The following is a 24,779-nucleotide window of genomic DNA, read 5'->3' as shown; positions in this document are numbered from 1 at the left end:
CGGAAGGCGCCGCCGCCATGCCGCTATCACGCTACGACCGGGAACGCCTCCGTGAGATCGAGGCACGGCTGTCCGCCGACGACCCCGAGCTCGCCCGTCATCTGACCCGCGCCGACCTCGGGGATTCGGGGCCGCCCGCGGCCGAACCGGTTCCCAAGGGCGCCGTCGTGACCATCTGCGCGGCGGTCATCGTGGCGGGCCTGCTGCTCGTGCTGGCCACGGCCCTGGGCGAGCGCACGCCGGGGGAGGTCCCGAGCGGGTCGGAACCGAGCGCCGACGCCTCGCTCACCCCGGAGCGCGGCGAGGGGGAGCGGTCCTACACCCGGTCCTGGGAGCCCCGGCCGAGCGAGTTCCAGCCGCCGGAGGTGCTGGACCGGATCGAAGAGAACGAAGCCGACAGCGAGGAGACGTCATGACCCGGACCGGACCGGAGGCCAGCGAGACCTCGGCGGCCCCGACCCGGACTCCCAAGGGCACCATCGCGGTGAACTGGCTGTCCTCCACCGACCACAAGGTGATCGGTTACCTCTACATCATCACCGCCTTCGGCTTCTTCCTCCTGGGCGGGATCCTGGCGATGCTGATCCGGGCGGAGCTGTTCTGGCCGGGCATGCAGGTGATGACCAACGAGACCTACAACCAGATGTTCACCATGCACGGCACGATCATGATGCTGCTGTTCGCGACCCCGCTGTTCGCCGGGTTCGCCAACGTCGTCATGCCGCTGCAGATCGGCGCGCCCGACGTCGCCTTCCCCCGCCTCAACGCCTTCAGCTACTGGCTGTTCCTGTTCGGCGGGCTGATCACCATCGGCGGGTTCGTCACCCCCGGCGGCGCGGCCGCCTTCGGCTGGTTCGCCTACACCCCGCTGTCGGACGACGTGCGCTCGCCCGGACTCGGCGGCGACCTGTGGGTCCTGGGGCTCATGGTGGCCGGTCTGGGCACCGTGCTGGGCTCGGTCAACTTCATCACGACGATCGTCGCCATGCGCGCCCCGGGGATGACGGCGTTCCGGATGCCGATCTTCACCTGGAACGTGCTGTTCACCTCCGTCCTGGTGCTGCTGGCCTTCCCGGTGCTGACCGCGGCGCTGGCCGGGCTGGGCGCCGACCGGATCCTGGACACCAACATCTACGACCCCGAGCACGGCGGCGCCATCCTGTGGCAGCACCTGTTCTGGTTCTTCGGCCATCCCGAGGTCTACATCATCGCGCTGCCGTTCTTCGGCATCATCACCGAGGTCATCCCGGTGTTCTCCCGCAAGCCGCTGTTCGGCTACAAGGGCATGGTGGCCGCGACCATCGCCATCACCGGGCTGTCGATGACGGTGTGGGCGCACCACATGTTCGCCACCGGCGCGGTGCTGCTGCCGTTCTTCTCGTTCCTGTCCTTCCTCATCGCGGTCCCGACCGGCATCAAGTTCTTCAACTGGGTCGGCACGATGTGGCGGGGCCAACTGACCTTCGAGACCCCGATGCTGTTCTCGATCGGGTTCCTGGTGACGTTCCTGTTCGGCGGGCTGACCGGGGTGATCCTGGCCTCGCCGCCGCTCGACTTCCACACGACCGACTCCTACTTCGTGGTGGGCCACTTCCACTACGTGGTCTTCGGCACCGTGGTCTTCGCGATGTTCGCCGGCTTCTACTTCTGGTGGCCCAAGTTCACCGGCACCCGGCTCAACGAGGCGATCGGCAAGTGGCACTTCTGGACGCTGTTCCTCGGCTTCCACGCCACCTTCGCCATCCACCACCACCTGGGCGCGATCGGCATGCCGCGGCGCTACGCCGACTACCTGCCCACCGACGGCTTCACCGGGTTCAACGTGTTCTCCAGCGTCGGTTCCTTCATCCTGGGCGCCTCGACGCTGTTCTTCCTCTGGAACGTCTGGTGGACCGCCCGCCACGCCGAACCGGTCAAGTCCGACGACCCGTGGGGCTACGGCAACTCGCTGGAGTGGGCGACCTCGTGCCCGCCGCCGCGGCACAACTTCACCTCGCTGCCGCGCATCCGGTCCGAGCGCCCGGCGTTCGACCTGCACCACCCGCACCGGCCGCAGCCGCAGAGCCCGACCGGCGCCGAGTGAGCCCGGCCGGGACGCCGGACCTTTCGCAGGGGCCGGCGCCCCGGCGCGTCACCGCACCAGGGCGCCGAGCATGTCCGCCACCAGCGGCCCGCGCGGCAGCGCCTCCGGAGGCGGGGGAGCGAGCCGGCCGAGCGCGTCGTGCACATCGGGGGACAGGCACCAGTCCCACAGCTCCCGCAGCCGGTCCTCCGGCAGGGGGTCCTCGGCCCGGTCCACGACGACGGCGGGCCACCCCCACGCCCGCGCCTGCGCGCTGACCTTGGCCCCGCCGATGACGGGGTCCACCGCGATGGCCGGGACCCCGTTGCGCAGCGCCAGCACCAGCCCGTGCAGCCGGGTGGTGAGCACCAGGTCCATCCGGCGCACCAGGGCGTCGAACTGCCCCGGGCTGGCGCAGTGCCGCCAGTCGCGGCTGTCCAGGCGGGTGTCCAGCGGCACCCGCGCGCAGTCGCGGCGGGTCAGCCAGGCCGCGAGCCGCTCGTGCACCGCGGCGTGCCCGCCGCGCGCGGCGTACTCGGGCTGCCCCGGCGCCGCCGCCACCCCCACCACGGGGACCGGCCCTTCGACCGGTGCGGCGTGGGCGAGGTCGGGCCGGGCGGCGCCGTGCGGCAGATCCCGGGCGAGCACCTCGTGGAAGCCGCGCACGGCGGGGTCCTCCGGGTCGATGACCGACACGCCGACGGCGATCCGGCGGCAGCCCGCGTAGCGCCGGTGCAGTCGGCGCACCTGCTCCCCGTGGGCCGGGCCGCAGACGAACAGCACGTGGCTGTAGCGCCCGGGGTCCGCCTCGTCCAGGGAAGGCCCCTCCGGCCGGAACATCGGACTCCACGCGATGTCGTGCTCGACCCCGGCCCCCGACAGCGCCTCCGCGACCGTCCGCGCACTGCCCACGTCGCCCGCCGTCGCCTCACCGTCCACGAAACTGAACCAGCCTGTCACCAATACGCGCATGGGGACCCCGCTACCCACGAGCACGCGAATTCCCCGGGTCCGCGCCCGGAGATCACCGGCTCGGGCGGGCGCGCAAGGTATCCGTTCCGCGAACGGCTCAGGACACCTCCTCCGGGCGGGTGTCGGGGTCTCCGTCGATGAGGACGGCCATCCTCGGGACCAGTTCGTCGAGCGCGAAGGGCAGGCTCAGGACGGAGCCGAACGACAGGGCCCCGTTGATCCGGCTCATCTCGGGCATGGCGAGGTCGCGGCCCTCGCGCGCGACGTCGAGGCTCCGGTAGACCGGCTCGTCCATCACGCTCTCGCCCTCCGCGCCGTACAGGCCCATGAGCAGCACGTCGGCCTCCAGCACGTCGAGGCGTTCGAGGCCGATGCTCTGCGGCTCCCGGTTCTCCCCGGTGAACACGGCTGCGGCGGCCTCGGGCAGGTCGAAGCCGAGCTGGGTGAGGAAGCCGGGCGCCGGCCCCTCGGCGTAGACGTAGGCCGCTCCGTCGATCGAGGCCGCGAGCAGCGCGGTCGCCCCTCCGAACTCGGGATGCTCGGAGCGCACGCCGTCGAACCGCGCCTCGATGTCGCCGACCAGCTCCTCGGCCTCGGCGCCGCGCCCCAGGGCCTGCCCGACGACCCGGGCGATCTCCTGCCAGGGCGCACCGTAGTCGGCGTGCTCCTTGGGCTGGGCGACGGTCGGGGCGATCTCGGAGAGCGTCCCGTACTCGTGCTCGGTGAGTCCCGAGTTCACTCCGAGGATCAGGTCGGCGCCGAGGGCGGCGATCTGCTCGAAGTTCAGTTCGTCGACGGGGAGGATCTCCGGCAGCGGGTCGTCGCCGAGAGCCTCGCGGGCCCACGGCCACAGGGCTCCGGGGTGCCCGCCGAACCACTCGCGCACGCCGATGGGGGAGACCCCGAGTGCGAGCACGTAGTCCTGCTCGGTCAACCCGACCGTGACGACCCGCGAAGGGCGCCCCGAGATCCGGGTGGTGCCGTACCTGTGCTCGACGGTGCGGGCGTCCTCCGTCTCCTCGCCGGCGCGTGACGGCGCGCCGCCGCAGCCCGCCGCTCCGAGCGCCAGCAGGCTCCCGGCTCCGGCGAGGAAACCCCGCCGGGTGGGCCGGTGCGCGACCGTGCGGATCGCCGCACCCGGCCGCTTCCCGGAGGGGACGCGCGTCTTCTGAGCAGTGGTGGTCATGGGTTCGTGCTCATCGTTTCCGTGGATTGCGGACAGGAGGATCTTCGGTGGCCGCGTCGGGACGGGACGGGGCGCGGCGCCGCGACCGGCGGAGGGCGGTGGGAGGACGCGGCGGGACGAAAGGCGGCTCAGTCGTCGTCGGGGGTCTCGCCGCGGTCCGCCCGCGCGAGACTCTCCCGGCCGACCTCCTCCTCGGACCGGCCCCGCCGCCAGTAGCCGGTGAACGTGATGGCCCGCTTGTCGACGCCCCGATCGGCGACCAGGTGCCGCCGGGCGTGCTTGACCAGGCCCGCCTCGCCGGAGACCCACGCGTACGGCGCGCCGTCGGGCAGGTCGGCCGCGCGCAGCGCCTCCAGGACGCGCCGGCCGTGCGGCGCGGAGCCGCGGGGCACCCACTGGATCTCGACGTCGCCCCGGCTCTCGAACCGCTGCCGCTCCGCGTCCCCGGACACCTCGACGAGCACCCGCGCCACCGAGCCGGGCGCCAGCTTCTCCACGATCGCGCCGATGGCGGGGACGGCCGTCTCGTCGCCGATGAGGAGCTGCCACGCGCAGTCGCCGGGCGCGGCGTAGAGCCCGTGCGGCCCCAGCAGCGCCACCTCGTCCCCCGGCTCGGCGGCCCGCGCCCAGCGGGACGCCGGCCCGTTGTCGCCGTGCAGCGCGAAGTCCACGTCGACCTCGCCCCGCTCCGCGCGCAGGGACCGGATCGTGTAGGTGCGCATCGGCGGGCGGACGTCGTCGGGCATCGCCAGGTACACCCGGTACCAGGAGGCCGCGTCGCCGGCGGGCGGTTCCGGCAGCCGCGGCCGCCGCTGCCCGGGCAGCGGGAAGAAGATCTTCACGTACTGGTCGGGGCCGGCGTCGGCGATCCCGCGCAGGTCCTCCCCTGCGAAGCAGATCCGCGTCATGCCCGGAGTGACGGACTCGACGCTGCGCACGGTGGCCGACAGATGCGTCATGCCCGTGGCCGCTGACCGCGCTGATGTGCTCATGCATTCCCCACCCGACGGCGACATGTTTAGGTGAGGCTAACCTACAGTGCTTGCGCGGGCAAGGGGACCCGGGCCCCGCGTGCGGCGGCCCCGGGTCCCGTCTCCCGTGCCCTCAGTCCGCGGCGCGCATCTGCGTGGTGCCGCCCATGACCTACCACGGCACGTTCCGGGTCGGCGCGTGAGAGGGGGCGCCCGGCGGCGGCGTCCGGGACGGACGGGATCAGGCCCGCTGGTGGCGGCCGACGAGTTGGCGGGCGATGACGTCGCGCTGGATCTCGTTGGTGCCCTCGCCGACGATCATCAGCGGCGCGTCGCGGAAGTAGCGCTCGACGTCGAACTCGGTCGAGTAGCCGTACCCGCCGTGGATCCGCACCGCGTTCAGCGCGATCTCCATGGCCGTCTCCGAGGCGAACAGCTTGGCCATGCCGGCCTCCATGTCGGCGCGCCCGCTGGAGTCGTAGCGTTCGGCCGCGTGGTGCGTGAGCTGGCGGGCCGCGGTGAGCTTGGTCGCCATGTCGGCGAGCATGCCGCCGATCGCCTGGTGCTTCCAGATCGGCTTGCCGAAGGTCTCGCGCTGCTGGGCGTAGTCCAGCGCGTCCTCCAGGGCCGCGCGGCCCACGCCCAGGGAGCGGGAGGCGACCTGGATGCGGCCGATCTCCAGGCCGCGCATCATCTGCGCGAACCCGCGGCCCTCGACCCCGCCCAGGAGCGCGCTCGCCGGTGCGCGGTGGCCCTCGAAGGAGAGCTCGCAGGACTCCACCCCCTTGTAGCCCAGTTTCGGCAGGTCGCGGGAGACGGTGAAGCCGGGACCGTGCTCGACCAGCAGGATGCTGATGCCGCGGTGCGCGGGGTCGGCCTGCGGGTCGGTCTTGCACAGCAGCGCCACCAGGCCGGAGCGGCGGGCGTTGGAGATCCAGGTCTTGGACCCGTCGACCACGTAGCCGTCGCCGTCCCGGCGCGCCACGGTGCGCATGCCCTGCAGGTCGGAGCCGCCGCCGGGCTCGGTCAGCGCCATGGTGGCGCGCAGCTCGCCGGTCGCCATGCGCGGCAGGTAGCGTTCCTTCTGCTCCTGCGTGCCGAAGGCCAGCAGCAGCTTCGCCACGACGGTGTGCCCGCCCATCGCGCCGGCCAGGCTCATCCACCCCCGCGACAGCTCCTCGGTCACCATCGAGTAGCAGACCGCCGACACCGCGGCGTCGCCGTAGGGCTCGGGGATCGCCAGGCCGTAGACGCCCAGCCGCTTCATCTGATCGATGAGCGCCTCGGGGTAGGTGTCGGCGTGCTCCAGCTCCCGGACCACGGGGCGCACCTCGCGGTCGACGAAGTCCGCGACGGTGGAGACGATGAGCTCTTCTTCTTCCGGCAGGCGGGCCATGGTCCGGCCTTCCTCTCATGGAACTTCGACTGCTGTGTTCGTGGGGCGGGGTGGGACTTCCAGGGCCCGGACCTGCTGTGCCGTCGGCGCTGCGCGCACTGCGGCAGCCGACTTCCTGCGCGAACGCGGTCGTCGGACACCAGTCAGGCGGGCGCGTCGGCGGGTGCCGAGCCCCGCCGCCGCGGGTCCGGCCCCGCGGCCGGGAGCCGGTCCCGGACGAAGTCGGCGGCACCGGACCAGGTGAGGGTGCTGATCTCGGCGGCGAGGTCCGGGGCGCAGTCGGCGATCTTGGCCGACAGCTCCGGGCCGTCCGGCGGCCGGGAGGGCGAACCGGGCGGGAAGCGCAGCGCGCCGCGAACCACGTCGCCGCCGCGATGGACCTCCAGCCGCACCTCGCCGGCGAGGAGCTGGTCGCCGCCCGCGTCGTGCTCGATCCGCACCAGCGAGAGCAGGCGCCGCGCGGCGGGGCGCCGGACCGCGTCGTCGGTGAAGCTCGCGAAGCCGGGCCGACCGTCCAGCAGGGCCGCGGCGACCGCGTACTCGAGGCTGAACTTGGCCTGCAGGCCGGTGCCCGGGTCGTGGTGGATGAGGGGCTGGGTGGTGCCTTCGGGGGTGCGCACCACGACCGAGGTGACCTCGTCCGGCCGCACGGCGGGCAGCTCCCGCACGGCGCTGATCGGCCGCTGCATCGCGTAGCAGCAGGGGAACATCTTGACCGCCAGGCCGCCGGGGACCGCCGGTCCCGAGGTGTCCACGCGGTCGGGGTCGCCGCCGACGAGCCGGAGCCACTGCGTCAGCGCCCGGGGGTCTGCGGTGGCCCCGGCCGCCGCCAGGTGCGCGGCGCGCACCCCGGCGTCCGCGGCGAAGCCGACCTGCAGCGCCTTGCCCGCGGTGCCGAACGCCTGCTGGACGCCGCCGGCCGCGGGCACGGCCAACGCCATGGCCCGCGCGATCCCCTCGGCGTCCAGCCCCAGCCGCACGGCTGCGCCGGCCGCCGCTGCGGGCGCACCGGCGGCGCAGGTGGCGTGCCACCCGCTGGAGTAGTGCTCCCAGCCCAGCGCGGTGCCCAGCCGCGCCATGACCCCCGCGGCCGCCAGGTAGGCGCGCGCCACCGAGCCGGGTTCCCCCGGCGTGCCGAGCACGGCCGGAACGCAGACCGTGCTGATGTGGGTGGTGGACTCCATGTGCAGGTCGTCGAAGTCCAGGACGTGGCCCAGCGCGGCCAGCCGCCCTGCGGCACCCAGGTGGGCGGTGAGCGGCCGCAGGGCGTCGCCGCGGGCGGCCGCGGTGACCGCCATGGTGTCGCGCAGCGACCTCTCGGCCAGTGCGAGATCGTCGTCGTCGGGGCGGTGGGCCACCGCCCATTCCGCGAGTCGCGCGGCGACCGTCGTCATGCCGTCCTCCGTCATCGGGGTCATGGGGCCGCGAACTCCGCGCGGGCGGTCACCGCGGGCTCCTCGCCCGCGCCGAAGGCGCTCAGGTCGGCGCCCTCCGCGGCGGGCGTTCCGGTGAGCAGCACCGGCCGGTCGACGAAGCAGGGCCTGCGCAGCCGGAACGAGTAGTGCCGGACCGTGCGGCCGAGCCTGCGCGGGAGCTCCAGCAGGCCCAGCGCGAGCAGCGGCCCGTGCACCACGAGCCCGGGGAAGCCCTCCACCCGCGTCGTGTAGGGGTGGTCGTAGTGGATGCGGTGGGCGTTGAAGGTCAGGGCGCTGAACCTGAACAGCATCGCGGGCGTGGGGAGCAGGCGCAGCCGCCAGGGGTCGGGGGCCTCTCCGGCCGCCGCGCCGGGCTCCTCGGTCCCGTCCCGCGCCGGGGTTCCGGCGGCGCGGGGGGCCGATCCGGGCAGCGGGGCCCGCCGGTAGACGATGTCCTGCTGTTCGGTCATGCGCGTGCGCCCGTCGACGGTGAACACGTGCTCCTCGGTGACGAAGAGCAGCTCGCCGCTGCGCCCGGTCTTCGCCTCGACCTTGGCGACGCGGGATTCGCGCCGCACCCGCTCGCCCGCGCGGATCGGCGCGTCGATGTCGATCCGGCCCCCCGCGAACATCCGGTGGCGCCGCGGGACGGGCGGCAGGAAACCGCCGTCGCGCAGGTGGCCGTCCGGGCCGAGCTCGGACTCGGCCGGCCGGTCCAGGAAGTGCAGCCAGTGCCACAGCGGGGGCAGGGGGTCGCCGTCGCCGCGCACGGGGCTCGACTGGTCGAAGAGGCCGGCCAGGGCCGTGGAGGGATCGGCCGCGATGGTCTCCTCCCTGCTCGTCCCGGCGGGACGCCATCGCTGCGCCCACGCGCTGAGCGGGAGGTCCTCGCTGTCAGCGGGGATCGGTCCGGATGCCAATGTCGGTCTCTCCTCGTGCTCTGCCGGATAGATTTGTACGGCCAAATCGGAGTTCAGTGTTTCCGTTCGCTTCGCCGGAGTCAACCCACCCGGGGCGGTGACCTTATTCTCCTTCATGAGATCGCAGTTCGGAGCGGGCAGGCGTGTGCTGCGGAGGCGGCGGACCGTGCAACCGGCGCGCCGCCGAGGTGCGCCGCACCGCTCATTGGCCGTACATTTGAAGGAGCGGTGTCCGCCGCTGCGCACGGCCCCGCGTCGAGGCCCGCCGCGGTGCGGGGACCGCTGTGTACGGTGGGAGGCGGCCACGGCCGGAGAGGACGCGCGGGAGGGGCTTCGGCCGGCGCTCCGCCCCGTCCGGGTCGCCGGTTCCGCAACGCACCACGACGACGGTTGACACATTCACGATGAGCGACGAGCCCCGTTCCACCGAGACCGCGTACCGGGCCCTGGCACGGGAACTGCGGACCGCCATCCTGCAGCAGCGCTACGTCAACGGGGCGCGGCTGCCGACCGAGGCCGAACTCGCGCGCGACCACGGGGTGAGTCGGCAGACGGTCCGGCGGGCGTTCCAGGACCTCGTGGCCGAGGGGATGGTGTACCGGGTGCCCGGGCGCGGCACGTTCGCGACGTCGCACGAGCCCCGGTACCTGCGCCAGTTCGGATCGGTCGAGGACCTGATGGGCCTGTCCCTGGACACCGATTTCGAGCTGCTCGCCGCCCTGCGCCCCGGAGTCGACATCGCGGCGGCGGGCAGGCTGCGGCTCGGCGACGACCGGATCATGACGGCGGCGTTCCGGCGCCTGCACGACGGCATCGCGTTCTGCGTGACCCGGGTCTTCCTCCCACCGGAGGCCGGCAGGGGCCTGCTCGGCGTGCCCGACCTCACCGTCGAGGGGTCGGTCAGCCGCGTGACCGTCATCGGCCTGCTCGACTCCACGCTGGAGCACCCCATCGCCGAGGCCGAGCAGAGCATCACCGTCGCCGGGGCGACCGCCGAGGTCGCCGCGGCGCTGTCCATCGCCGAGGGCGAGCCCGTCCTACGCATCGACCGCGTCTACCAGGACACCCGGGGCGTCCCGGTGGAGCTGGCGGTCAGCCACTTCCTCCCGCAGCACTACACCTACCGCGTCCGCCTGCGCAGGAGCATGCCTTAGATCGTCGGTGGGAGAGGGCCGGGATCGTCTCCAGGCCCTGCTCGGCCTTGGGGACCCGGTGGGGCCGTCGTCGGCGTCGGCGCGCTGACGGCGGCCTTCCCAGGTCATGCGGTGGTGAACGGAGGACTGCGGCCACGGTTTTCCAATCCCATCACTGGGAGGTCTGCGGGGCGCGGCCTCATCGGGCGCGTTCCAGCACGCTCCGGGCGCGCGCGGCCACCGGGGGGTCCACGAACGTGCCGTCCGCCAGCGCGATCGACGCGACACCGCGGGCCTCGGCGGCGCGAAACGCCCGGTCCACCTCGCGCGCCCGGCGCAGCTCGGCCTCGGTGGGCGCGAACTCGGCGTTGACGGCCTCGACCTGCGCCGGATGGAGAGCCATCTTGCCGGCGAACCCGAGGAGGCGCGCACGGGCCGCGGCCAGGAGCATCCCCTCGTGGTCGCGCACGTCGAGGAACGGGCCGTCGATCGGGGCGCCGAGCCCGGCCGCCGCGCAGGCCAGGACCAGCCGGGAGCGGGCGTGCTCCAGCGCCTCCCCGCGCGCGGTCGGCTCGACCCCGAGCTCCGCCGAGAGGTCGGCCGGCCCGACGGAGAGCGTCGCCACCCGCTCGTCGGCCGCGGCGATCTCGGGCGCGGCGAGGACGCCGCGGGCCGTCTCGATCAGCGGGAGCAGCCCGCGGGGCCGCTCGACCCCGGCCCGGCGCTCCGCGGCGCCGAGGAGGGCGGCCGCCGCGGCGACGTCGGCCGGCCCCGACACCATGGGCAGCACGATGAGGCCGAGCCGGTGCAGCACCGGCTCCAGCGCGGCGAGATCGTCCTCCAGCAGCCCGCTGGCCACGCCGTTGACCCGCACCGCCAGCAGCGGCCCGCCGTTGCGCGGCCGCCCGCCGATCGCGGCCGCGGCGCTGCCGCGCGCCCCGTCCTTGGCCGCGGGCGCGACGGCGTCCTCGAGGTCCACGACCACCGCGTGGGCCGGCCCGCTGCGGGCCTTGGCGATGCGGTCGGCGCGGTCGCCGGGAACGAACAGGAAGGACCGGAGTCCGATCATGGGCGGTGCTCCTCATCAAGGGGGCGGCGCCGCGGGCGCGGCGGCCGGTGGTGAAGCAGGTCAGAAGGCGAGTCCGAACACCCAGGCGCCGAGGGTGAGGATCGCGAGCGGGACGAGGGCGATGCCCACCAGGTTCAGCCAGATGCCGCCCCGCAGCATCTGCCCGATCGTCACGTGCCCGGAGCCGACCACGATGGCGTTGGGCGGCGTGGCGACGGGCAGCATGAACGCGAACCCGGCCGCGAAGACCGTGGGCAGGACGAGGACGAGCGGGGCCAGCCCCAGACCGCCCGCGATGCCGGCCATGACCGGGACGTAGGTGGTGATCGTCGCCGTCGTACTGGTGAGCTCGGTGAAGAAGAGCATCAGCACGGCCACGACGACGACCAGCGCCACGGCGGGGATTCCGGAGAGGCCGCCGACCTGGTCGCCGATCCAGGCGCTCAGCCCGCTGTCGGTGATCATCTTCGACATGCTCAGGCCGCCGCCGAACATCAGCAGGATGCCCCACGGGATCTCCTTCGCGTCCTCCCAGCGCATCAGCATCTCGCCGCGGCCCGGCCGGACCGGGATCAAGAAGAACGCGATCGCCGCGATCACCGCGATGCCGGCCTCGGAGACGTTGCCCAGCCACGGAGCGGCGGCGGCGACGGCGGGCAGGCCGTTCAGCAGCGGAATGAAGATCCAACTCAGGGCGGTGCAGGCGAAGAGGACGGCCACGATCCGCTCGCCGCGGCCCATCCGTCCCAGCGAGGCCAGCTGCGTCCGGATCAGGTCCTCGCCTCCGGGGATCTCGGTGATCCGCGGCGGGAAGATCACCCGCGTGAGCAGCAGCCACGCGATGACCAGGAAAACCGCGGACAGCGGCGTCCCGATGAGCATCCACTGGGCGAAGCCGATCTCGATGCCGTGGTTCTCCGCCAGATAGGCGACGACGAAGGCGTTGCCCGGCGTGGCCACGATCGTGGCCGTCGTACTGATGGTGGCGGCGTAGGCGATGCCGAGCAGCAGGCAGGTCGAGAAGTTGCGGTCGACCTCGGCCCCGTCCCTCTTCAGCAGCATGACGATGGACAGCCCCATCGGCAGCATCATCATGGTCGTCGCCGTCGAACTGACCCACATGCTGATGAAGCAGCTCGCCAGCATGAACCCCCCGATGAGGCGGGTGGGCCGGACGCCGACCCCGAGCACCGTGTTCAGCGCGATGCGGCGATGCAGCTCCCATTTCTGCATGGCCAGCGCGATGACGAACCCGCCGAGGAACAGGAAGATGGTCTCGGAGGCGTAGGGGGCGGCGACCTCGCCGATGTCGCCCGCGCCCACGAGCGGGAACAGCGCGAGCGGCAGCAGCGCCGTGACGGCGAACGGAATCGCCTCGGTCATCCACCAGACCGCCATCAGGACGGTGATGCCGGCGACCGCGCACGCCACGGTGCTCAACTCGGCGACGGTGGCGGTCATGAGCAGGAAGAGGCCGATGCCCAGGATCGGCCCGAGGAGCAGTCCGATCGCCTGCCGCCGGGGCATGCGGTCCGCCGGCGCGGCGGAGGGGGCCGCGGTGCCGCCGGGGTCGGCCGCTGCCGAGGGGGCCGGCCCCCCGTCGTCGGCGGTGCCGGACGGAGGGATCTCTTTGGAGCGCATGAGGGTCCTTCTGGTCGGGCGCCGGGCCGGTCAGGCCTGCGGGCGGGAGGAGATCTGCAGGGGAGGGGAGGCGATCGGCGCGAAGAAGTCCTCGCCCCGGTCGTTGATGACCACGAAGGCGGGGAAGTCCTCGACGCGGATCCGCCAGACCGCCTCCATGCCGAGGTCGCAGTGGTCCAGGACGGCGACCTCGCGGATGCACTCCTCGGCCAGGCGCGCGGCCGGCCCGCCGATGGTGCCCAGGTAGAAGCCGCCGTGCGCGCGGCAGGCCTCGGCGACCCCGCGGGAGCGGTTGCCCTTGGCCAGCATCACGAGGGAGCCGCCGGCGCGCTGGAACTCCGCCACGTAGCCGTCCATGCGGCCGGCCGTGGTGGGACCGAAGGAGCCCGAGGGGCGCCCCTCCGGGGTCTTGGCCGGCCCCGCGTAGTAGACCGGGTGGTCGCGCAGGTAGTCGGGGAGGGGCTCACCGCGCTCCAGCCGTTCGCGGATCCGCGCGTGGGCGATGTCGCGCGCCACGACCATGGTGCCGGTCAGCGAGACCCGCGACCCGACGGGCACGGCCGACAGGTCCCGCCTGATCCGGTCCATCGGCCGGTCCAGGTCGATCCGGACCACCTCGCCGGAGAGCCGGTCGTCGGGGACCGGCGGCAGGTGGCGCGCCGGATCGGTCTCCAGCCGCTCCAGGAAGACGCCCTCCGGGGTGATCGCGGCCTTGACCTGGCGGTCGGCCGAGCAGGAGACCGCCAGCGCGATCGGCAGCGATCCCCCGTGGCGCGGCAGCCGGACGACGCGGACGTCGTGGCAGAAGTACTTGCCGCCGAACTGCGCGCCGTAGCCGATGCGCCGCGCCAGCTCCCACACCCGGGCCTCCATGGCCCGGTCGCGGAAGCCGCGGCCGAGCGGGGACCCGGAGTCGGGCAGCGCGTCGAGGTGGCGGGCCGAGGCGAGCTTGGCGGTCTTCAGGGCGTACTCCGCGCTCGTGCCGCCGATGACCAGGGCCAGGTGGTAGGGCGGGCAGGCGGCGGTGCCCAGCGCGCGCAGCTTCTCCTCCAGGAACGCGGTCAACCGCGCCTCGGTCAGGACCGCCTTGCTCTCCTGGTAGAGGAACGACTTGTTCGCGCTGCCGCCGCCCTTGGCCATGAACAGCAGGTCGTAGCGCGCCCGGTCGCCGTGGGCGAGTTCGATGTCGATCTGCGCCGGCAGGTTCGTGCCGGTGTTGACCTCCTCCCACATGGTGAGCGGGGCCATCTGGGAGTAGCGCAGGTTCAGCCGGGCGTAGGCGGCGTGCACGCCGGCCGTGATGTGCCGGTGGTCGTCGCCGTCGGTGAGGACCCGGTTGCCCCGCTGCCCCATGACGATCGCCGTCCCGGTGTCCTGGCACATGGGCAGCACCCCGCCCGCGGCGATGTTGGCGTTGCGCAGCAGGTCCAGGGCGACGAATCGGTCGTTGGGACTGGCCTCGCCGTCGTCGACGACGGCGCGCAACTGGGCCAGGTGCGAGGGGCGCAGCAGGTGCGCCATGTCCCGCATGGCGGTCTCGGTCAGCGTCCGCAGCGCCTCGGGGTCGACGGCGAGCATCTGCCGGCCGGCGGCCGGCACCGTGGCGACCCCGTCGGTGGTGAGCCTGCGGTACTGCGTGGTGTCGGGGCCCAGCGGCAGCGGATCGGTGTAGGGGACGCCGCTCATGGCCGGCCCGCCCGTTTCGCGCCGGAGGGGCGCGCGCCGCCGTCCCCGTCCTCGGCGAGGCCGAGCTCGGCGAGGATCGCGGTGTTGTGCTCGCCCACGTCCGGGACCGGGTCCATCCGCGGTTCGGCGCCGCCGGGAAGCGCCGGCGGGAGCAGGGCCCGCAGCGGGCCGGCGGGGGAGTCCACCTCGCGCCAGCGGTCGCGGGCGGCCAGCTGCGGGTGCTCGGCGAACTCGTCGAGGGTGCGCAGCCGCGCGTTGGCGATCCCCGCCGCGTCCAGCCGCTCCAGCGCCTGCGCCGACGTCAGGTCGGCCAGCGCCGCTTCGATCGCCTCGCGCACCCGGGCCTGGTGGCGCACGCGGCCGGTGTTGGTGGAGAGGTCGGGCTCCTCGGCGAGCGCCGGCCGCCGCAGCACGCGTTCGCACAGGGACCGCCATTCGCGGTCGTTCTGCACCGCCAGGAACACCTCGCCGCCGTCGCCGGCCCGGAACGGGCCGTAGGGGGCGATGGCGGCGTGCCGGGCCCCGGTGCGCGCCGGAGCGGTGCCGCCGTAGCCGGCGTAGTAGTACGGGTAGCCCATCCACTCGCCCAGCGCGTCCAGCATCGCGACGTCGACGTGGGTCCCGGTGCCGGTGCGCTCCCGCTCGTACAGCGCGGCGAGGATCCCCGAGTAGGCGTACATCCCGGCGGAGATGTCGGCGACCGAGATCCCGGCCTTGGCCGGCTCCTCCTCGGTGCCGGTGATCGAGACGAGCCCCGCCTCGCACTGCACCAGCAGGTCGTAGGCCTTCTTGTCGCGGTAGGGGCCGGAGGCGCCGTAGCCGGAGATCTGGCAGGTGATGAGCCGGGGGTTGCGGCGGCGCAGTTCGGGTGCGCCCAGTCCGCGGCGCTCGGCCGCGCCGGGCGCGAGGTTCTGCACGAATACGTCGGCCCGGTCGACGAGCCGGGCCAGGACCGCGGCGTCCCCGGGGTCCTTGATGTCCAGGGCCAGGCTCTCCTTGCTGCGGTTGAGCCAGACGAAGTGGCTGGACATCCCCTTGACGGTGGTGTCGTAGCCGCGCGCGAAGTCCCCGGCCCCCGGGCGTTCGACCTTGATGACGCGCGCACCGAGGTCGGCGAGCTGCCGGGTGGCGAAGGGGGCCGCGACCGCCTGCTCCACCGAGACGACCGTGACACCATCCAGGGCGCCCATGGGCGCACCTCCCTAATCCGTTGGACGAGCGGTGGGTCACCGGCGCCTGTGGCGGGGGTCACCGGCGACCGCCGCGCCAGAATAATTTATAAAAAACAAAAAACCAAGATGCGCTAGCCTGATCCCATGCCGATTGAGCGCGTGGCGGCCCCCACCAAGTCCGAGATCGCCTACACCGCGCTGCGCGACGCGATCCGCACGGGAGAACTGGCGCCCGGTGAGCGCCTGCTGCTGCAGGACCTGGCCGGCCGGCTCGGCATGAGCCTCACCCCGGTCCGCGACGCGCTGCGGCTGCTGGCCGCGCACGGCCTGATCGAGCACCGGGCCAACTACGGGGCCGTGGTCAGCCAGTGCACCCCGGAGCGGGCCGAGGAGATCTACCGGCTGCGCATGCTCCTCGAACCCATGGCGACCGAACTCGCGGCGGAGCGCGCGAGCGCGGAGCAGTTGGCGGCCATGGGGCGCGCGCTCGACGTCCTCGACGAGGCGGTCGGCCAGGGGCGCGAGAACGAGGTGACCGTGCTCAACGCCCGCTTCCACCACGAGATCTACACCGCCGCCGACTCCGACTACCTGATCGAGTTCGTCGACCGGCTCTGGAACGGCGTCCCCTACCAGGCCATCAGCCTGGCGGGCCGGGTGCACGACTCCGCGGCGCAGCACCGGGCGATCATGGCCGCGCTGCGCGAGCGCGACGGCGCCGCCGCGGCCGGGCTCATGCGCGCGCACATCGCCGAGGCCGCGGAGCACACCCTGCGCCAGCTCACCGACACCGACCGGGGGAGCCGCTGAACGCGCCGGTCCTCCGCCGATCCCGGGGCCGCCGGCCCCGGACCGGCGGCCCCGGCGCCGATGAGGCCGGGGTCGGCGCGGGCGGGCCGGTCACGCGCCGGCGACGAGGGCGTCCACGCGCTCGGGGCTGAGGCCGTGTTCGACGACCATGACGGCGGCGCCGATGACGCCGGCGCGCTCGCCCACCCGTGAGGAGACGATCCGCAGGTCCTCGGTCGCCAGCGGCAGCGAGCGCTGGTAGATCACCTCGCGCACGCCTGCGAGCAGGTGGTCGCCGGCCAGCGCGAGCGAGCCGCCGATGATGATGATGGACGGGTTGAGCATGTTGACGGAGGCCGCGAGGACCTCCCCGATGTCGCGCCCGGCCTGGCGCAGCGAGTGCAGGGCGGGCACCGAACCCGAGCGGGCGAGTTCCACCACGTCAAGGGCTGTGCGGGCGTCGACGCCCCGTGCGGAGAGCTCGGCCGCGATGGCGGAGCCGCTGGCCACCGCCTCCAGGCAGCCGGTGTTGCCGCACTGGCAGGCGCGCCCCGCGCCGCGCGGCACCTGGATGTGGCCCATGTCCCCTGCGGCGCCCTTCGCGCCGCGGTAGACGCCGCCGTCGCTGATGATGCCGCAGCCGATCCCGGTCGCGACCTTCACGAACATCAGGTGGCCGGTGTCGCTCCACTGGGCGAAGTGCTCGCCCAGCGCCATGATGTTGACGTCGTTGTCCACCAGGACGGGGCCTGCGAGGCGCTCCTCGACGTGGCCGGGGACGTCGAAGCCGTCCCAGCCCGGCATGATCGGCGGGTTGACCGCCCTGCCGGTGGAGTGCTCGACCGGCCCGGGCAGGCCGATTCCCACGCCCAGCAGGTCGGCCCGGCTGCGGCCGGCCTCCTCCAGCAGCTCGCGGCCGTTGCGCACGACCCAGTCGAGGACCTCCTCCGGCCCGCGCGCGATGTCGAGGTCGGCCCGCGTCTCGGCGAGCACCTGCCCGGCCATGTCGGTGAGGCCGAGCCGGGCGTAGGTGGCGCCGAGGTCGGCGGCGAGGACCACGCGCGCCGACGGCATGAAGGCGAAGGTCGCGGGGGGACGCCCCCCGGTCGAGGCCGCCTCGCCCGCCGGGCCGATGAGCCCGCTGGCCAGCAGCGCGTCCACGCGCTGGGTGACGGTGGAGCGGGCCAGGCCGGTGACCCCCGCGAGTTCGGAGCGCGTGCGCGGCCGGCCGTCCCGCAGCAGGTGCAGCAGCATCCCCGCGCCGGGGAACGCCGCCCCCGCGGCGGAGGGCACGCGCGCGGCGGAGGACCGGGCCGTCCCCGGTGGCGTCAACGCGTCTTCTGTCACGTCACCAGTGAAGCATAGGAACTATAACTATTCCGTTAACCAGCTAATTCACATGTAGCGCACAGTTTTTGCTTGACGACCGACAGAAGTCAGCTTACGTTCCTCCCATGGGAGTGAGCCATACCACAGAATCGAACGCGCCGTCGAATCGCGGCGCCGACAGGCTCAACAACGGCTACCGCGCCGCGGTCATCGGCACCGGTTTCATGGGCCGGGTGCACGCCCGGGCCATCCGGGTCGCCGGTGGCCGGGTGGTCGGAGTCGCCGCATCCACCCCGGAGAAGGCCCGCGACGCGCTGGGGCCGCTCGGCGCCGAACGCGCCTTCACCGACACCGCCGAACTCATGGCCAGCGACGACGTCGACGTCATCCACGTGTGCACCCCCAACCACCTGCACGCTCCGCTCTCCCTCGCCGCGATCGCGGCGGGCAAGCACGTGGTGTGCGAGAAGCCGCTCTCCACCGACGCCGCCACCGCGGCACGGATGGCCGAGGCCGCGGCCGGCGCCCACCGCGTCGCGACGGTGCCGTTCGTCTACCGCTTCCACCCGATGGTCCGCGAGGCCCGCGAGCAGGTCCGGTCCGGAGCCGTCGGCCGCCTCGCCCTGGCCCACGGCAGCTACCTGCAGGACTGGCTGCTGCGCCCCGGCGACGACAACTGGCGCGTCGACGCCGACCTGGGCGGCGCCACCCGCGCCTTCGGCGACATCGGCTCGCACTGGTGCGACCTGCTGGAGTTCGTCACCGGCGACCGCATCACCCGCCTGTCGGCCCAGACCTCCACCGTCAACGGCAGCCGCGGCACCGGCGCCGGCCGCCCGGTCGACACCGAGGACCTGGCCACCCTGCAGTTCGCCACGCGCGGCGGCCTGATCGGCGCCTCGGTCATCAGCCAGGTGTCGGCCGGCCGCAAGAACCGGCTGCTGCTGGAGATCTCCGGATCGGAGATGACCCTCTCCTTCGACCAGGAGCAGCCCGAGCTGCTCTGGCAGGGCGGCCGCGAACGGAGCGGGCTGCTGGTGCGCGACCCCGAGACGCTGAGCCCCGCCGCGGGCCGGCTGGCCCGGGTGCCCGCCGGCCACGCCCAGGGCTACCAGGACTGCTTCGACGCCTTCATCGCCGACACCCGCGACGCCATCGCCGGAGCCGCCCCCGACGGGCTGCCGACGTTCACCGACGGGCTGCGGGCGGCCCACCTGGCCGAGGCCGTGCTGACCTCGGCGCGGGAGCAGGCGTGGGTGGAGGTCGGCGAGTGAGCGCCCCGCCCTCCGACCCCCCGCTGCTGCGGATGAGCGGCATCGGGAAGTCCTTCCTCGGGGTCGACGTGCTGACCGGCGTCGACCTGGAGGTGCGCGCGGGCGAGGTGCACGCGCTGGTGGGCGAGAACGGCGCCGGCAAGTCCACGCTGATGAAGATCCTCGCGGGGGTCCACTCGGCCGACGCCGGCGTGATCGAGCTGTCCGGGCGGCGCGTCGCCTTCGACCACCCCGTGCGCGCCCAGCAGGCCGGCGTGTCGACGGTGTTCCAGGAGTTCAACCTGCTGCCGGAGCGCACGGTCGCCGAGAACGTCCACCTCGGCCGGGAGCCCCGGCGCAGGGGCCGGGTCGACGCGCGCCGGATGGCCGACGACACGGCCCGGCTGCTCGGCGACCTCGGGCTGGCCGGCATCTCCCCGCACAGCAGGGTGCGCTCCCTCTCCGTCGCCGAGCAGCAGATCGTCGAGGTCGTCAAGGCGCTGTCCCACGACGCCCGCGTCATCTCCATGGACGAGCCGACGGCCGCGCTCGCCGGCCACGAGGTCGCCCTCCTCTACCGCCTGGTGCGGCGGCTGCGCGACCGGGGCGTCGCCGTCCTCTACGTCTCGCACCGGCTCAAGGAGATCTTCGACCTGTGCGACCGCATCACCGTGCTCAAGGACGGGCGGCGGGTCGACACCGTGGAGGCCGGGCGCACGACCTCCGAAGAGCTGATCCGGATGATGGTGGGCCGGCCGGTCAGCGCGTTCTTCCCCGGCAAGGCCGAGGGGACCGAGCCCGGCCCGGTCCGGCTGGAGGTGGTCCGCGGCGGCAACGACCGCGTCGACGGCATCGGGCTGCGCGTCCGCGGCGGCGAGGTCGTCGGCCTCGCCGGCCTGCAGGGCAGCGGCCGCACCGAGATCGCCCACGCGCTCTTCGGCATCGACCGGTTCACCCGCGGCGAGCTGCGGGTGGACGGCAGGCGCACGCGGATCCGCTCGCCCCACCAGGCCGTGCGGTCGGGGATCGCCCTGGTGACCGAGGACCGCAAGACCCAGGGCCTCGCGCTGCACCAGTCCGTGCTCGCCAACGGCCGGCTGGTGCTCGACGCCGTCCTGCCGACCAGGGCGCGCCGGGGCGCCCGGCGGCTGCCCGGGTTCTTCTCCTCACTGGAGCTGGTGGCGCGCGACACCGCCCAGGAGGTCAGGTTCCTCTCGGGGGGCAACCAGCAGAAGGTCGTGCTGGCCAAGTGGCTGGCCACCGAGCCGGCGGTGATCGTGCTCGACGAGCCGACCCGGGGCATCGACGTCGGCGCCAAGCGCGCGGTCTACGCGCTGATCCGCGAACTGGCCGCGTCCGGTGTCGCGATCCTGCTGATCTCGTCGGAGCTGGGCGAGGTGATCGGCCTGGCCGACCGCATCGTCGTGCTGCACGACGGCCGGATCGCCGGCGAACTGCCCGGCGGCTCCGGCGAAGAAGACGTCATGGCCCTGGCCGTCGGCCACCGCGGCGCGGAGGAGGACGCGTCATGACCTCCCGCACCACCGCACCGGTGCGCGTGCGGACCGACCGGATCGGCACGACCGGCCTGGTCTACCTCGCCCTGGTGGCGATCCTGCTGGGCGGGGCCGCGCTCGCCGCCACCGGCGGGCACAACCTGCTCGGCACCGCCAACGTGGTCGACATGCTGACCCGCTCCAGCCTGCTGGGGTTCGCCGCCATCGGCCAGACGATGGTGATCCTGTGCCGGTCGCTGGACCTGTCGGTGGGCTATGTGATGGCCCTGTGCAGCGTGGTCGCCGCCACGACCATGGCCGGCGACCCGGCGCGGATCGGCCTGGGCATCGCGGCGGCCCTCGCGGTCGCCGCACTGATCGGGCTGGTGAACGGCCTCGTCATCACCAGACTCAAGGTCAACGCGTTCATCGCGACCCTGGGCACGGGGCTGATCATCAAGGGCTACCTCGACACCCAGTACAAGGGGCCCGCGGGGGAGGTCCCCGCGATCTTCCAGGCCTTCGGCTACACCCGGATCGGCTTCGTCCCCCTCTCGGCGGCCGTGATGATCGCCGTCGCGGTGCTCGCCGTGCTGTTCCTGCGCACGACGCGGACCGGCTACCACATGTACGCCGTCGGCGGCGACGCCGACGTGGCCCGGATGTCGGGCATCCGCGTCGACCGGCCCGTCATCGCCGCCCACGTGCTGTGCTCGATGGCCGCGGGCGCGGCCGGACTGCTCATCGCGGCCAGGTTCGGCACCGGCAGCACCCTCGTCTACGCGTCCGGCTACGAGCTGGAGTCGATCGCCGCGGTGGTGCTCGGCGGCACCTACCTGCTCGGCGGGCGCGGCGGCGTGGCCGGCACCGTCGCCGGGGTGCTGATCCTCGCCGTGCTCGACAGCCTGTTCAACGTCCTCGCCGTCGACCCGTTCTTCAAGGACGTGCTGCGCGGCGTCATCGTCATCGCCGCGGTCGCGATCTACGCGCGGCGGCAGGTCGACCGCGGAGCCGGCCGGCCCCGGTTCTCCGGGGGCGGTGCGGACGCGGGGGCAGGGGGCGTCGGCGCCGCGCCGCCACCCGTGCCCGCGGGACGGGAAGGAGGCCGGACATGACGCGCTCGGCCGTTCGGACGGCACCCGGATCGCTCGTCAGGGAGGCGGCGGGCCGGCTCGCCGGGGGCGGCAGCGGAACCGTGTTCGCGCTGCTGGTCCTGATCTTCGCCGTCGTGTTCGCGCTCAACCCGTCCTTCGCCGAGCCGCCGTCGCTGCTGGCCTTCGTGAAGAAGGCCGCGCCCCTGGTCATCCTCGCCGTCGGGCAGTACCTGGTGATCGTCTCCGGCGAACTCGACCTTTCGGTGGGCTCGCTGGTCGGCGCCCAGGTGGTGATCGCCGCGGCGCTCATCGACGGCGAGCCGGACCGGACCGTCCCGGTGGTCCTGCTCATGATCGCCTTCGGGGCCGTGGTCGGGCTGGTCAACGGGCTGGTGACCACGGTGCTCAGGGTGCCCTCGATCATCACCACCCTCGGCACGATGCTGGTCCTCTACGGAGCGATCCGGCTGTGGACCGGCGGGGCGCCCACCGGCGCGCTCTCGGAGGCCTTCCGGCAACCGGGCCGCGGCGGGATCGAGGACCTCCCCGTCATCGGCCAGTTGCCGTGGGCGCTGCTCATCCTGCTCGCCGTCGGCGCAGCCGCGATCGTCCTGATGCGGCTGCCCTACGGCCGGATGCTCGTCGCCACCGGCGACAACGACACCGCCGCCCGGTTCTCCGGCGTGCGGGTGTGGCGGGTGCGCACCGTCGCGTTCGTGCTGTCCAGCCTGCTCGCCACGGTGGCGGGCATTCTCATCGGCGGCTACGCCGGCGTCACCGCGCAGGTGGGCGACGGGCTGGAGTTCATGGCGATCACCGCGGTCGTCCTGGGCGGCGTGGTCCTCGGCGGCGGCCGGGGCACGGTCGTCGCCGCGATGGCCGGTGCGCTCACCGTGGAGGCGCTGTTCACGCTGTTCAACCAGTTGAGTCTGCCGTCGACCATCCAGCCGACGGTGCAGGGCCTGATCATCATCGCCGCGGTCGGCTACGCCGCCCGCGAGAGGACACGCAGATCCCCCCGGTCGGCGGAGCCGCAGTCCCCGCAGCCGGATACGCCGATGGAGCCGTCCCGGGACGGCTCCCGCTAGGAGGTCCGACACGATGCGCATCCCCCGAGCGCTCCTCGTCAGCGGCGCCGCGATGAGCCTGCTGCTGACCGCGTGCACCACCGATGTCCCCGACGACGACGACGCGGCGGCCGCCGGCCCCGCCCCGGACCAGGAGTGGTTCGACCCCGAAGAGTTCGAACGCCAGCTCGCCCAACGGGAGATCACCCCGGAGGGCCCCGAGGACCAGCCGTGGCTGCAGGCCATCGAACCGGAGATGGTCGACACCGGTGAGTACCGGCTGGAGGGTGAGGAGGCCGAGGCGCCCACGGTGTGCTTCTCCAACGCCTCCGTCTCCAACCCGTGGCGGGTCACCGGCTGGATCACCATGCAGCAGCAGGTGGAGGTGTTGCAGGACAGCGGGGAGATCGGCGAGTTCCGGGTCTCCGACGCCGCCGACGACGACAACCAGCAGATCTCCGACATCCAGGCGTTCGTGGACGCCGGCGACTGCGCGGCGATCATCATCTCCCCGTCCACGACGGCCACGCTGACGCCGGCGGTCGAGGCCGCATGCGAGAGCGGGGCGCCGGTCATCGTCTTCGACCGCGGCGTCGACACCGACTGCGCGGTCACCTTCATCCACCCCATCGGCGGCTACGCCTTCGGCGCCGACGCCGCGGAGTTCCTCGTCGAGGAGCTGGAGCCCGGATCGACGGTCCTGGCGCTGCGCATCCTCCCCGGCGTGGACGTGCTGGAGCACCGGTGGGCGGCGGCCCAGCAGGTCTTCGGCGAGAGCGACCTGGAGATCCTCGGCCACGAGTTCACCGAGGGCGACGGCGCCCAGATCAAGGACCTGGTCACCCAGTACCTGCAGCGCGGCGACGTCGACGGCATCTGGATGGACGCCGGGGACGGAGCGGTCGCGGCCCTGGAGGCCTTCGAGGACTCGGGCAGGCCCTACCCGGTGATCTCCGGCGAGGACGAGCTCAGCTTCATGCGCAAGTGGCAGGAGGAGGACATCACCGCCATCGCCCCGGTCTACTCCAACTTCCAGTGGCGCACCCCCGTCCTGGCCGCCACCCGGATCCTCAACGGCGAAGAGGTCCCCGAGGAGTGGGTGCTGCCCCAGGAGCCGGTCACCGCCGCCGACCTCGACGACTACCTGGAGCGCAACGCCGACATGCCGAGCCTGCACTACGCGAAGTTCGGCGGCGAGGACCTGCCCGGATTCCCCGAAGCCTGGCAGGACCGCTGATGCGGCGCGCGCTGGGCGTCAACACCTGGGTGTGGACCTCCCCCCTGTCCGACGCGGCACTGGAGCGGCTGGCCCCCCGGATCCGCGACTGGGGGTTCGACACCATCGAACTCCCGGTGGAGAACATCGGGGACTGGACGCCCGGCCGCGCGGCGAAACTCCTCGACTCCCTGGCCCTGAGTGCGACGGTGACCCTGGTGATGGGCCCGGGGCGCGAGCTGGTGGCGACCGACCGGGCGACGGTCGCCGCCACCCGCGACTACCTGTACCGGGTGGTCGACGCGGCCGCCGCCGTCGGCGCGCCGGTCATCGCCGGCCCGGCCTACTCCTCGGTCGGCCGGACCTGGCGGATGACGGACGCGCAGCGAGCCGGGCACTACGCCGAGCTGGCCGACGGCCTCGGCCCGGTGGTCGAGCACGCGGCGGCCGCGGGGGTGCGGGTCGCCGTCGAGCCGCTGAACCGCTACGAGACGAGCCTGCTCAACACCGTCGACCAGGCGCTGACCGCGCTGTCCGGGCTCCCCGGCGAAGGATGCGGCCTCGCGCTGGACGTCTACCACATGAACATCGAGGAGACCGATGTCGCCGCCGCGATCCGGCGGGCGTCCGGCCGGATCGCGCACGTGCAGGTCTGCGCGAACGACCGGGGCTCGCCCGGCGCCGACCATCTGGACTGGCCGGCGATCCTGGCGGCCCTCGACGACAGCGGGTACGCGGGCCCGCTGGTGATCGAGTCCTTCACCGCCGACAACGCCACCATCGCGACGGCCGCATCCATCTGGCGGCCGCTGGCCCCCGACCAGGACGCGCTCGCCGTGGACGGCCTGGCGTTCCTGCGGCGGCTGCAGGACGGGGAGGGCAGGTGAGGCCGCTGACCTGACCCGAAACGGG

General features: G+C 73.4%; 21 protein-coding genes. 10 read left to right on the top strand and 11 right to left on the bottom strand.

What is annotated here, in order from left to right:
• Positions 1-17 precede the first annotated feature (17 nt).
• The gene (locus tag HDA32_RS16590; protein WP_179644054.1) at positions 18-416 is read left to right on the top strand and encodes a DUF3040 domain-containing protein; all 399 of its coding nucleotides are present in this window, start codon (positions 18-20) and stop codon (positions 414-416) included.
• Positions 413-2,083 carry an aa3-type cytochrome oxidase subunit I gene (ctaD, locus tag HDA32_RS16585; RefSeq protein WP_179644053.1) on the top strand — a complete coding sequence of 557 codons (1,671 nt, stop codon included), beginning with the start codon at positions 413-415 and terminating at the stop codon, positions 2,081-2,083. Before HDA32_RS16590 ends, ctaD begins: the two co-directional genes overlap by 4 nt.
• 48 nt (positions 2,084-2,131) lie before the next feature.
• On the opposite strand, the gene HDA32_RS16580 is transcribed toward ctaD, so the two are convergent.
• From HDA32_RS16580 to HDA32_RS16555, 6 genes are all read right to left on the bottom strand, one after another.
• Entirely contained in the window at positions 2,132-3,034 is a 903-nt protein-coding gene (locus tag HDA32_RS16580) for a polysaccharide pyruvyl transferase family protein (protein WP_179644052.1), read from the bottom strand.
• A 97-nt stretch (positions 3,035-3,131) separates the two neighbouring features.
• Positions 3,132-4,220 (bottom strand): ABC transporter substrate-binding protein, encoded by a 1,089-nt coding sequence (locus HDA32_RS16575; RefSeq protein WP_179644051.1) that lies wholly within the window; start codon positions 4,218-4,220, stop codon positions 3,132-3,134.
• 128 nt (positions 4,221-4,348) lie between these two features.
• On the bottom strand, positions 4,349-5,212 hold the full coding sequence (locus tag HDA32_RS16570) for a siderophore-interacting protein (RefSeq protein ID WP_246334383.1): 864 nt from the start codon (positions 5,210-5,212) through the stop codon (positions 4,349-4,351).
• Positions 5,213-5,432: 220 nt separating this feature from the next.
• On the bottom strand, positions 5,433-6,587 hold the full coding sequence (locus HDA32_RS16565; RefSeq protein ID WP_179644050.1) for an acyl-CoA dehydrogenase family protein: 1,155 nt from the start codon (positions 6,585-6,587) through the stop codon (positions 5,433-5,435).
• A 143-nt stretch (positions 6,588-6,730) separates the two neighbouring features.
• Positions 6,731-8,005: an MmgE/PrpD family protein gene (locus tag HDA32_RS16560; RefSeq protein ID WP_246334381.1), complete on the bottom strand. Its 1,275-nt coding sequence runs from the start codon at positions 8,003-8,005 to the stop codon at positions 6,731-6,733.
• Positions 8,002-8,922: an HTD2 family dehydratase gene (locus HDA32_RS16555; protein ID WP_179644049.1), complete on the bottom strand. Its 921-nt coding sequence runs from the start codon at positions 8,920-8,922 to the stop codon at positions 8,002-8,004. Before HDA32_RS16555 ends, HDA32_RS16560 begins: the two co-directional genes overlap by 4 nt.
• A 404-nt stretch (positions 8,923-9,326) precedes the next feature.
• On the opposite strand from HDA32_RS16555, the gene HDA32_RS16550 reads away from it, so the two are divergent.
• The gene (locus HDA32_RS16550) at positions 9,327-10,076 is read left to right on the top strand and encodes a GntR family transcriptional regulator (RefSeq protein ID WP_179644048.1); all 750 of its coding nucleotides are present in this window, start codon (positions 9,327-9,329) and stop codon (positions 10,074-10,076) included.
• Positions 10,077-10,254: 178 nt separating this feature from the next.
• Here HDA32_RS16550 and HDA32_RS16545 read toward each other — a convergent pair whose 3' ends face one another.
• The 4 genes from HDA32_RS16545 to HDA32_RS16530 are packed head-to-tail and all read right to left on the bottom strand — an operon-like array spanning position 10,255 to position 15,641.
• Positions 10,255-11,124, bottom strand: a complete 870-nt coding sequence (locus HDA32_RS16545; RefSeq protein WP_179644047.1) for an HpcH/HpaI aldolase/citrate lyase family protein — start codon at positions 11,122-11,124, stop codon at positions 10,255-10,257.
• Positions 11,125-11,184: 60 nt separating this feature from the next.
• Positions 11,185-12,765 carry an SLC13 family permease gene (locus HDA32_RS16540; protein ID WP_179644046.1) on the bottom strand — a complete coding sequence of 527 codons (1,581 nt, stop codon included), beginning with the start codon at positions 12,763-12,765 and terminating at the stop codon, positions 11,185-11,187.
• A 30-nt stretch (positions 12,766-12,795) separates the two neighbouring features.
• A complete protein-coding gene (locus tag HDA32_RS16535; RefSeq protein WP_179644045.1) occupies positions 12,796-14,451 on the bottom strand; it encodes a FumA C-terminus/TtdB family hydratase beta subunit in 1,656 nt (551 codons plus the stop codon).
• Positions 14,448-15,641: a CaiB/BaiF CoA transferase family protein gene (locus HDA32_RS16530; protein ID WP_179644044.1), complete on the bottom strand. Its 1,194-nt coding sequence runs from the start codon at positions 15,639-15,641 to the stop codon at positions 14,448-14,450. The genes HDA32_RS16535 and HDA32_RS16530 overlap by 4 nt, the downstream gene beginning before the upstream one ends.
• Positions 15,642-15,767: 126 nt before the next feature.
• Here HDA32_RS16530 and HDA32_RS16525 point away from each other — a divergent pair, with 126 nt between their 5' ends.
• Complete coding sequence (locus HDA32_RS16525; RefSeq protein ID WP_179644043.1) at positions 15,768-16,433, top strand: GntR family transcriptional regulator; 666 nt, start codon at positions 15,768-15,770, stop codon at positions 16,431-16,433.
• Positions 16,434-16,523: 90 nt separating this feature from the next.
• On the opposite strand, the gene HDA32_RS16520 is transcribed toward HDA32_RS16525, so the two are convergent.
• Positions 16,524-17,759, bottom strand: a complete 1,236-nt coding sequence (locus tag HDA32_RS16520; protein WP_179644042.1) for an ROK family transcriptional regulator — start codon at positions 17,757-17,759, stop codon at positions 16,524-16,526.
• A 113-nt stretch (positions 17,760-17,872) separates the two neighbouring features.
• Between HDA32_RS16520 and HDA32_RS16515 the strand changes: the two genes are divergently transcribed.
• The 6 genes from HDA32_RS16515 to HDA32_RS16490 are packed head-to-tail and all read left to right on the top strand — an operon-like array spanning position 17,873 to position 24,754.
• Positions 17,873-19,015, top strand: a complete 1,143-nt coding sequence (locus HDA32_RS16515; RefSeq protein WP_376767019.1) for a Gfo/Idh/MocA family protein — start codon at positions 17,873-17,875, stop codon at positions 19,013-19,015.
• A gap of 32 nt (positions 19,016-19,047) precedes the next feature.
• On the top strand, positions 19,048-20,526 hold the full coding sequence (locus HDA32_RS16510) for a sugar ABC transporter ATP-binding protein (RefSeq protein WP_179646737.1): 1,479 nt from the start codon (positions 19,048-19,050) through the stop codon (positions 20,524-20,526).
• Positions 20,523-21,605 carry an ABC transporter permease gene (locus tag HDA32_RS16505; protein ID WP_179644040.1) on the top strand — a complete coding sequence of 361 codons (1,083 nt, stop codon included), beginning with the start codon at positions 20,523-20,525 and terminating at the stop codon, positions 21,603-21,605. The genes HDA32_RS16510 and HDA32_RS16505 overlap by 4 nt, the downstream gene beginning before the upstream one ends.
• Positions 21,602-22,672 carry an ABC transporter permease gene (locus HDA32_RS16500; RefSeq protein ID WP_179644039.1) on the top strand — a complete coding sequence of 357 codons (1,071 nt, stop codon included), beginning with the start codon at positions 21,602-21,604 and terminating at the stop codon, positions 22,670-22,672. Before HDA32_RS16505 ends, HDA32_RS16500 begins: the two co-directional genes overlap by 4 nt.
• A 13-nt stretch (positions 22,673-22,685) precedes the next feature.
• A complete protein-coding gene (locus tag HDA32_RS16495; RefSeq protein ID WP_179644038.1) occupies positions 22,686-23,888 on the top strand; it encodes a substrate-binding domain-containing protein in 1,203 nt (400 codons plus the stop codon).
• Complete coding sequence (locus HDA32_RS16490; protein WP_179644037.1) at positions 23,888-24,754, top strand: sugar phosphate isomerase/epimerase family protein; 867 nt, start codon at positions 23,888-23,890, stop codon at positions 24,752-24,754. The genes HDA32_RS16495 and HDA32_RS16490 overlap by 1 nt, the downstream gene beginning before the upstream one ends.
• Positions 24,755-24,779 lie beyond the last annotated feature (25 nt).

It is taken from the genome of Spinactinospora alkalitolerans (genome assembly GCF_013408795.1).
In the GTDB taxonomy this organism is placed as follows: domain Bacteria; phylum Actinomycetota; class Actinomycetes; order Streptosporangiales; family Streptosporangiaceae; genus Spinactinospora; species Spinactinospora alkalitolerans.
The sequence above is the reverse complement of the archived record's forward strand: the minus strand, read 5'-3'. Positions and strand labels throughout refer to the sequence as shown.

Coding starts and splice junctions, on each gene's coding strand:
- HDA32_RS16590 (WP_179644054.1), top strand. CDS start 18: ATGCCGCTATCACGCTACGACCGGGAACGCCTCCGTGAGATCGAGGCA.
- ctaD (WP_179644053.1), top strand. CDS start 413: ATGACCCGGACCGGACCGGAGGCCAGCGAGACCTCGGCGGCCCCGACC.
- HDA32_RS16580 (WP_179644052.1), bottom strand. CDS start 3,034: ATGCGCGTATTGGTGACAGGCTGGTTCAGTTTCGTGGACGGTGAGGCG.
- HDA32_RS16575 (WP_179644051.1), bottom strand. CDS start 4,220: ATGACCACCACTGCTCAGAAGACGCGCGTCCCCTCCGGGAAGCGGCCG.
- HDA32_RS16570 (WP_246334383.1), bottom strand. CDS start 5,212: ATGAGCACATCAGCGCGGTCAGCGGCCACGGGCATGACGCATCTGTCG.
- HDA32_RS16565 (WP_179644050.1), bottom strand. CDS start 6,587: ATGGCCCGCCTGCCGGAAGAAGAAGAGCTCATCGTCTCCACCGTCGCG.
- HDA32_RS16560 (WP_246334381.1), bottom strand. CDS start 8,005: ATGACCCCGATGACGGAGGACGGCATGACGACGGTCGCCGCGCGACTC.
- HDA32_RS16550 (WP_179644048.1), top strand. CDS start 9,327: ATGAGCGACGAGCCCCGTTCCACCGAGACCGCGTACCGGGCCCTGGCA.
- HDA32_RS16545 (WP_179644047.1), bottom strand. CDS start 11,124: ATGATCGGACTCCGGTCCTTCCTGTTCGTTCCCGGCGACCGCGCCGAC.
- HDA32_RS16540 (WP_179644046.1), bottom strand. CDS start 12,765: ATGCGCTCCAAAGAGATCCCTCCGTCCGGCACCGCCGACGACGGGGGG.
- HDA32_RS16535 (WP_179644045.1), bottom strand. CDS start 14,451: ATGAGCGGCGTCCCCTACACCGATCCGCTGCCGCTGGGCCCCGACACC.
- HDA32_RS16530 (WP_179644044.1), bottom strand. CDS start 15,641: ATGGGCGCCCTGGATGGTGTCACGGTCGTCTCGGTGGAGCAGGCGGTC.
- HDA32_RS16525 (WP_179644043.1), top strand. CDS start 15,768: ATGCCGATTGAGCGCGTGGCGGCCCCCACCAAGTCCGAGATCGCCTAC.
- HDA32_RS16510 (WP_179646737.1), top strand. CDS start 19,048: ATGAGCGGCATCGGGAAGTCCTTCCTCGGGGTCGACGTGCTGACCGGC.
- HDA32_RS16505 (WP_179644040.1), top strand. CDS start 20,523: ATGACCTCCCGCACCACCGCACCGGTGCGCGTGCGGACCGACCGGATC.
- HDA32_RS16500 (WP_179644039.1), top strand. CDS start 21,602: ATGACGCGCTCGGCCGTTCGGACGGCACCCGGATCGCTCGTCAGGGAG.
- HDA32_RS16495 (WP_179644038.1), top strand. CDS start 22,686: ATGCGCATCCCCCGAGCGCTCCTCGTCAGCGGCGCCGCGATGAGCCTG.
- HDA32_RS16490 (WP_179644037.1), top strand. CDS start 23,888: ATGCGGCGCGCGCTGGGCGTCAACACCTGGGTGTGGACCTCCCCCCTG.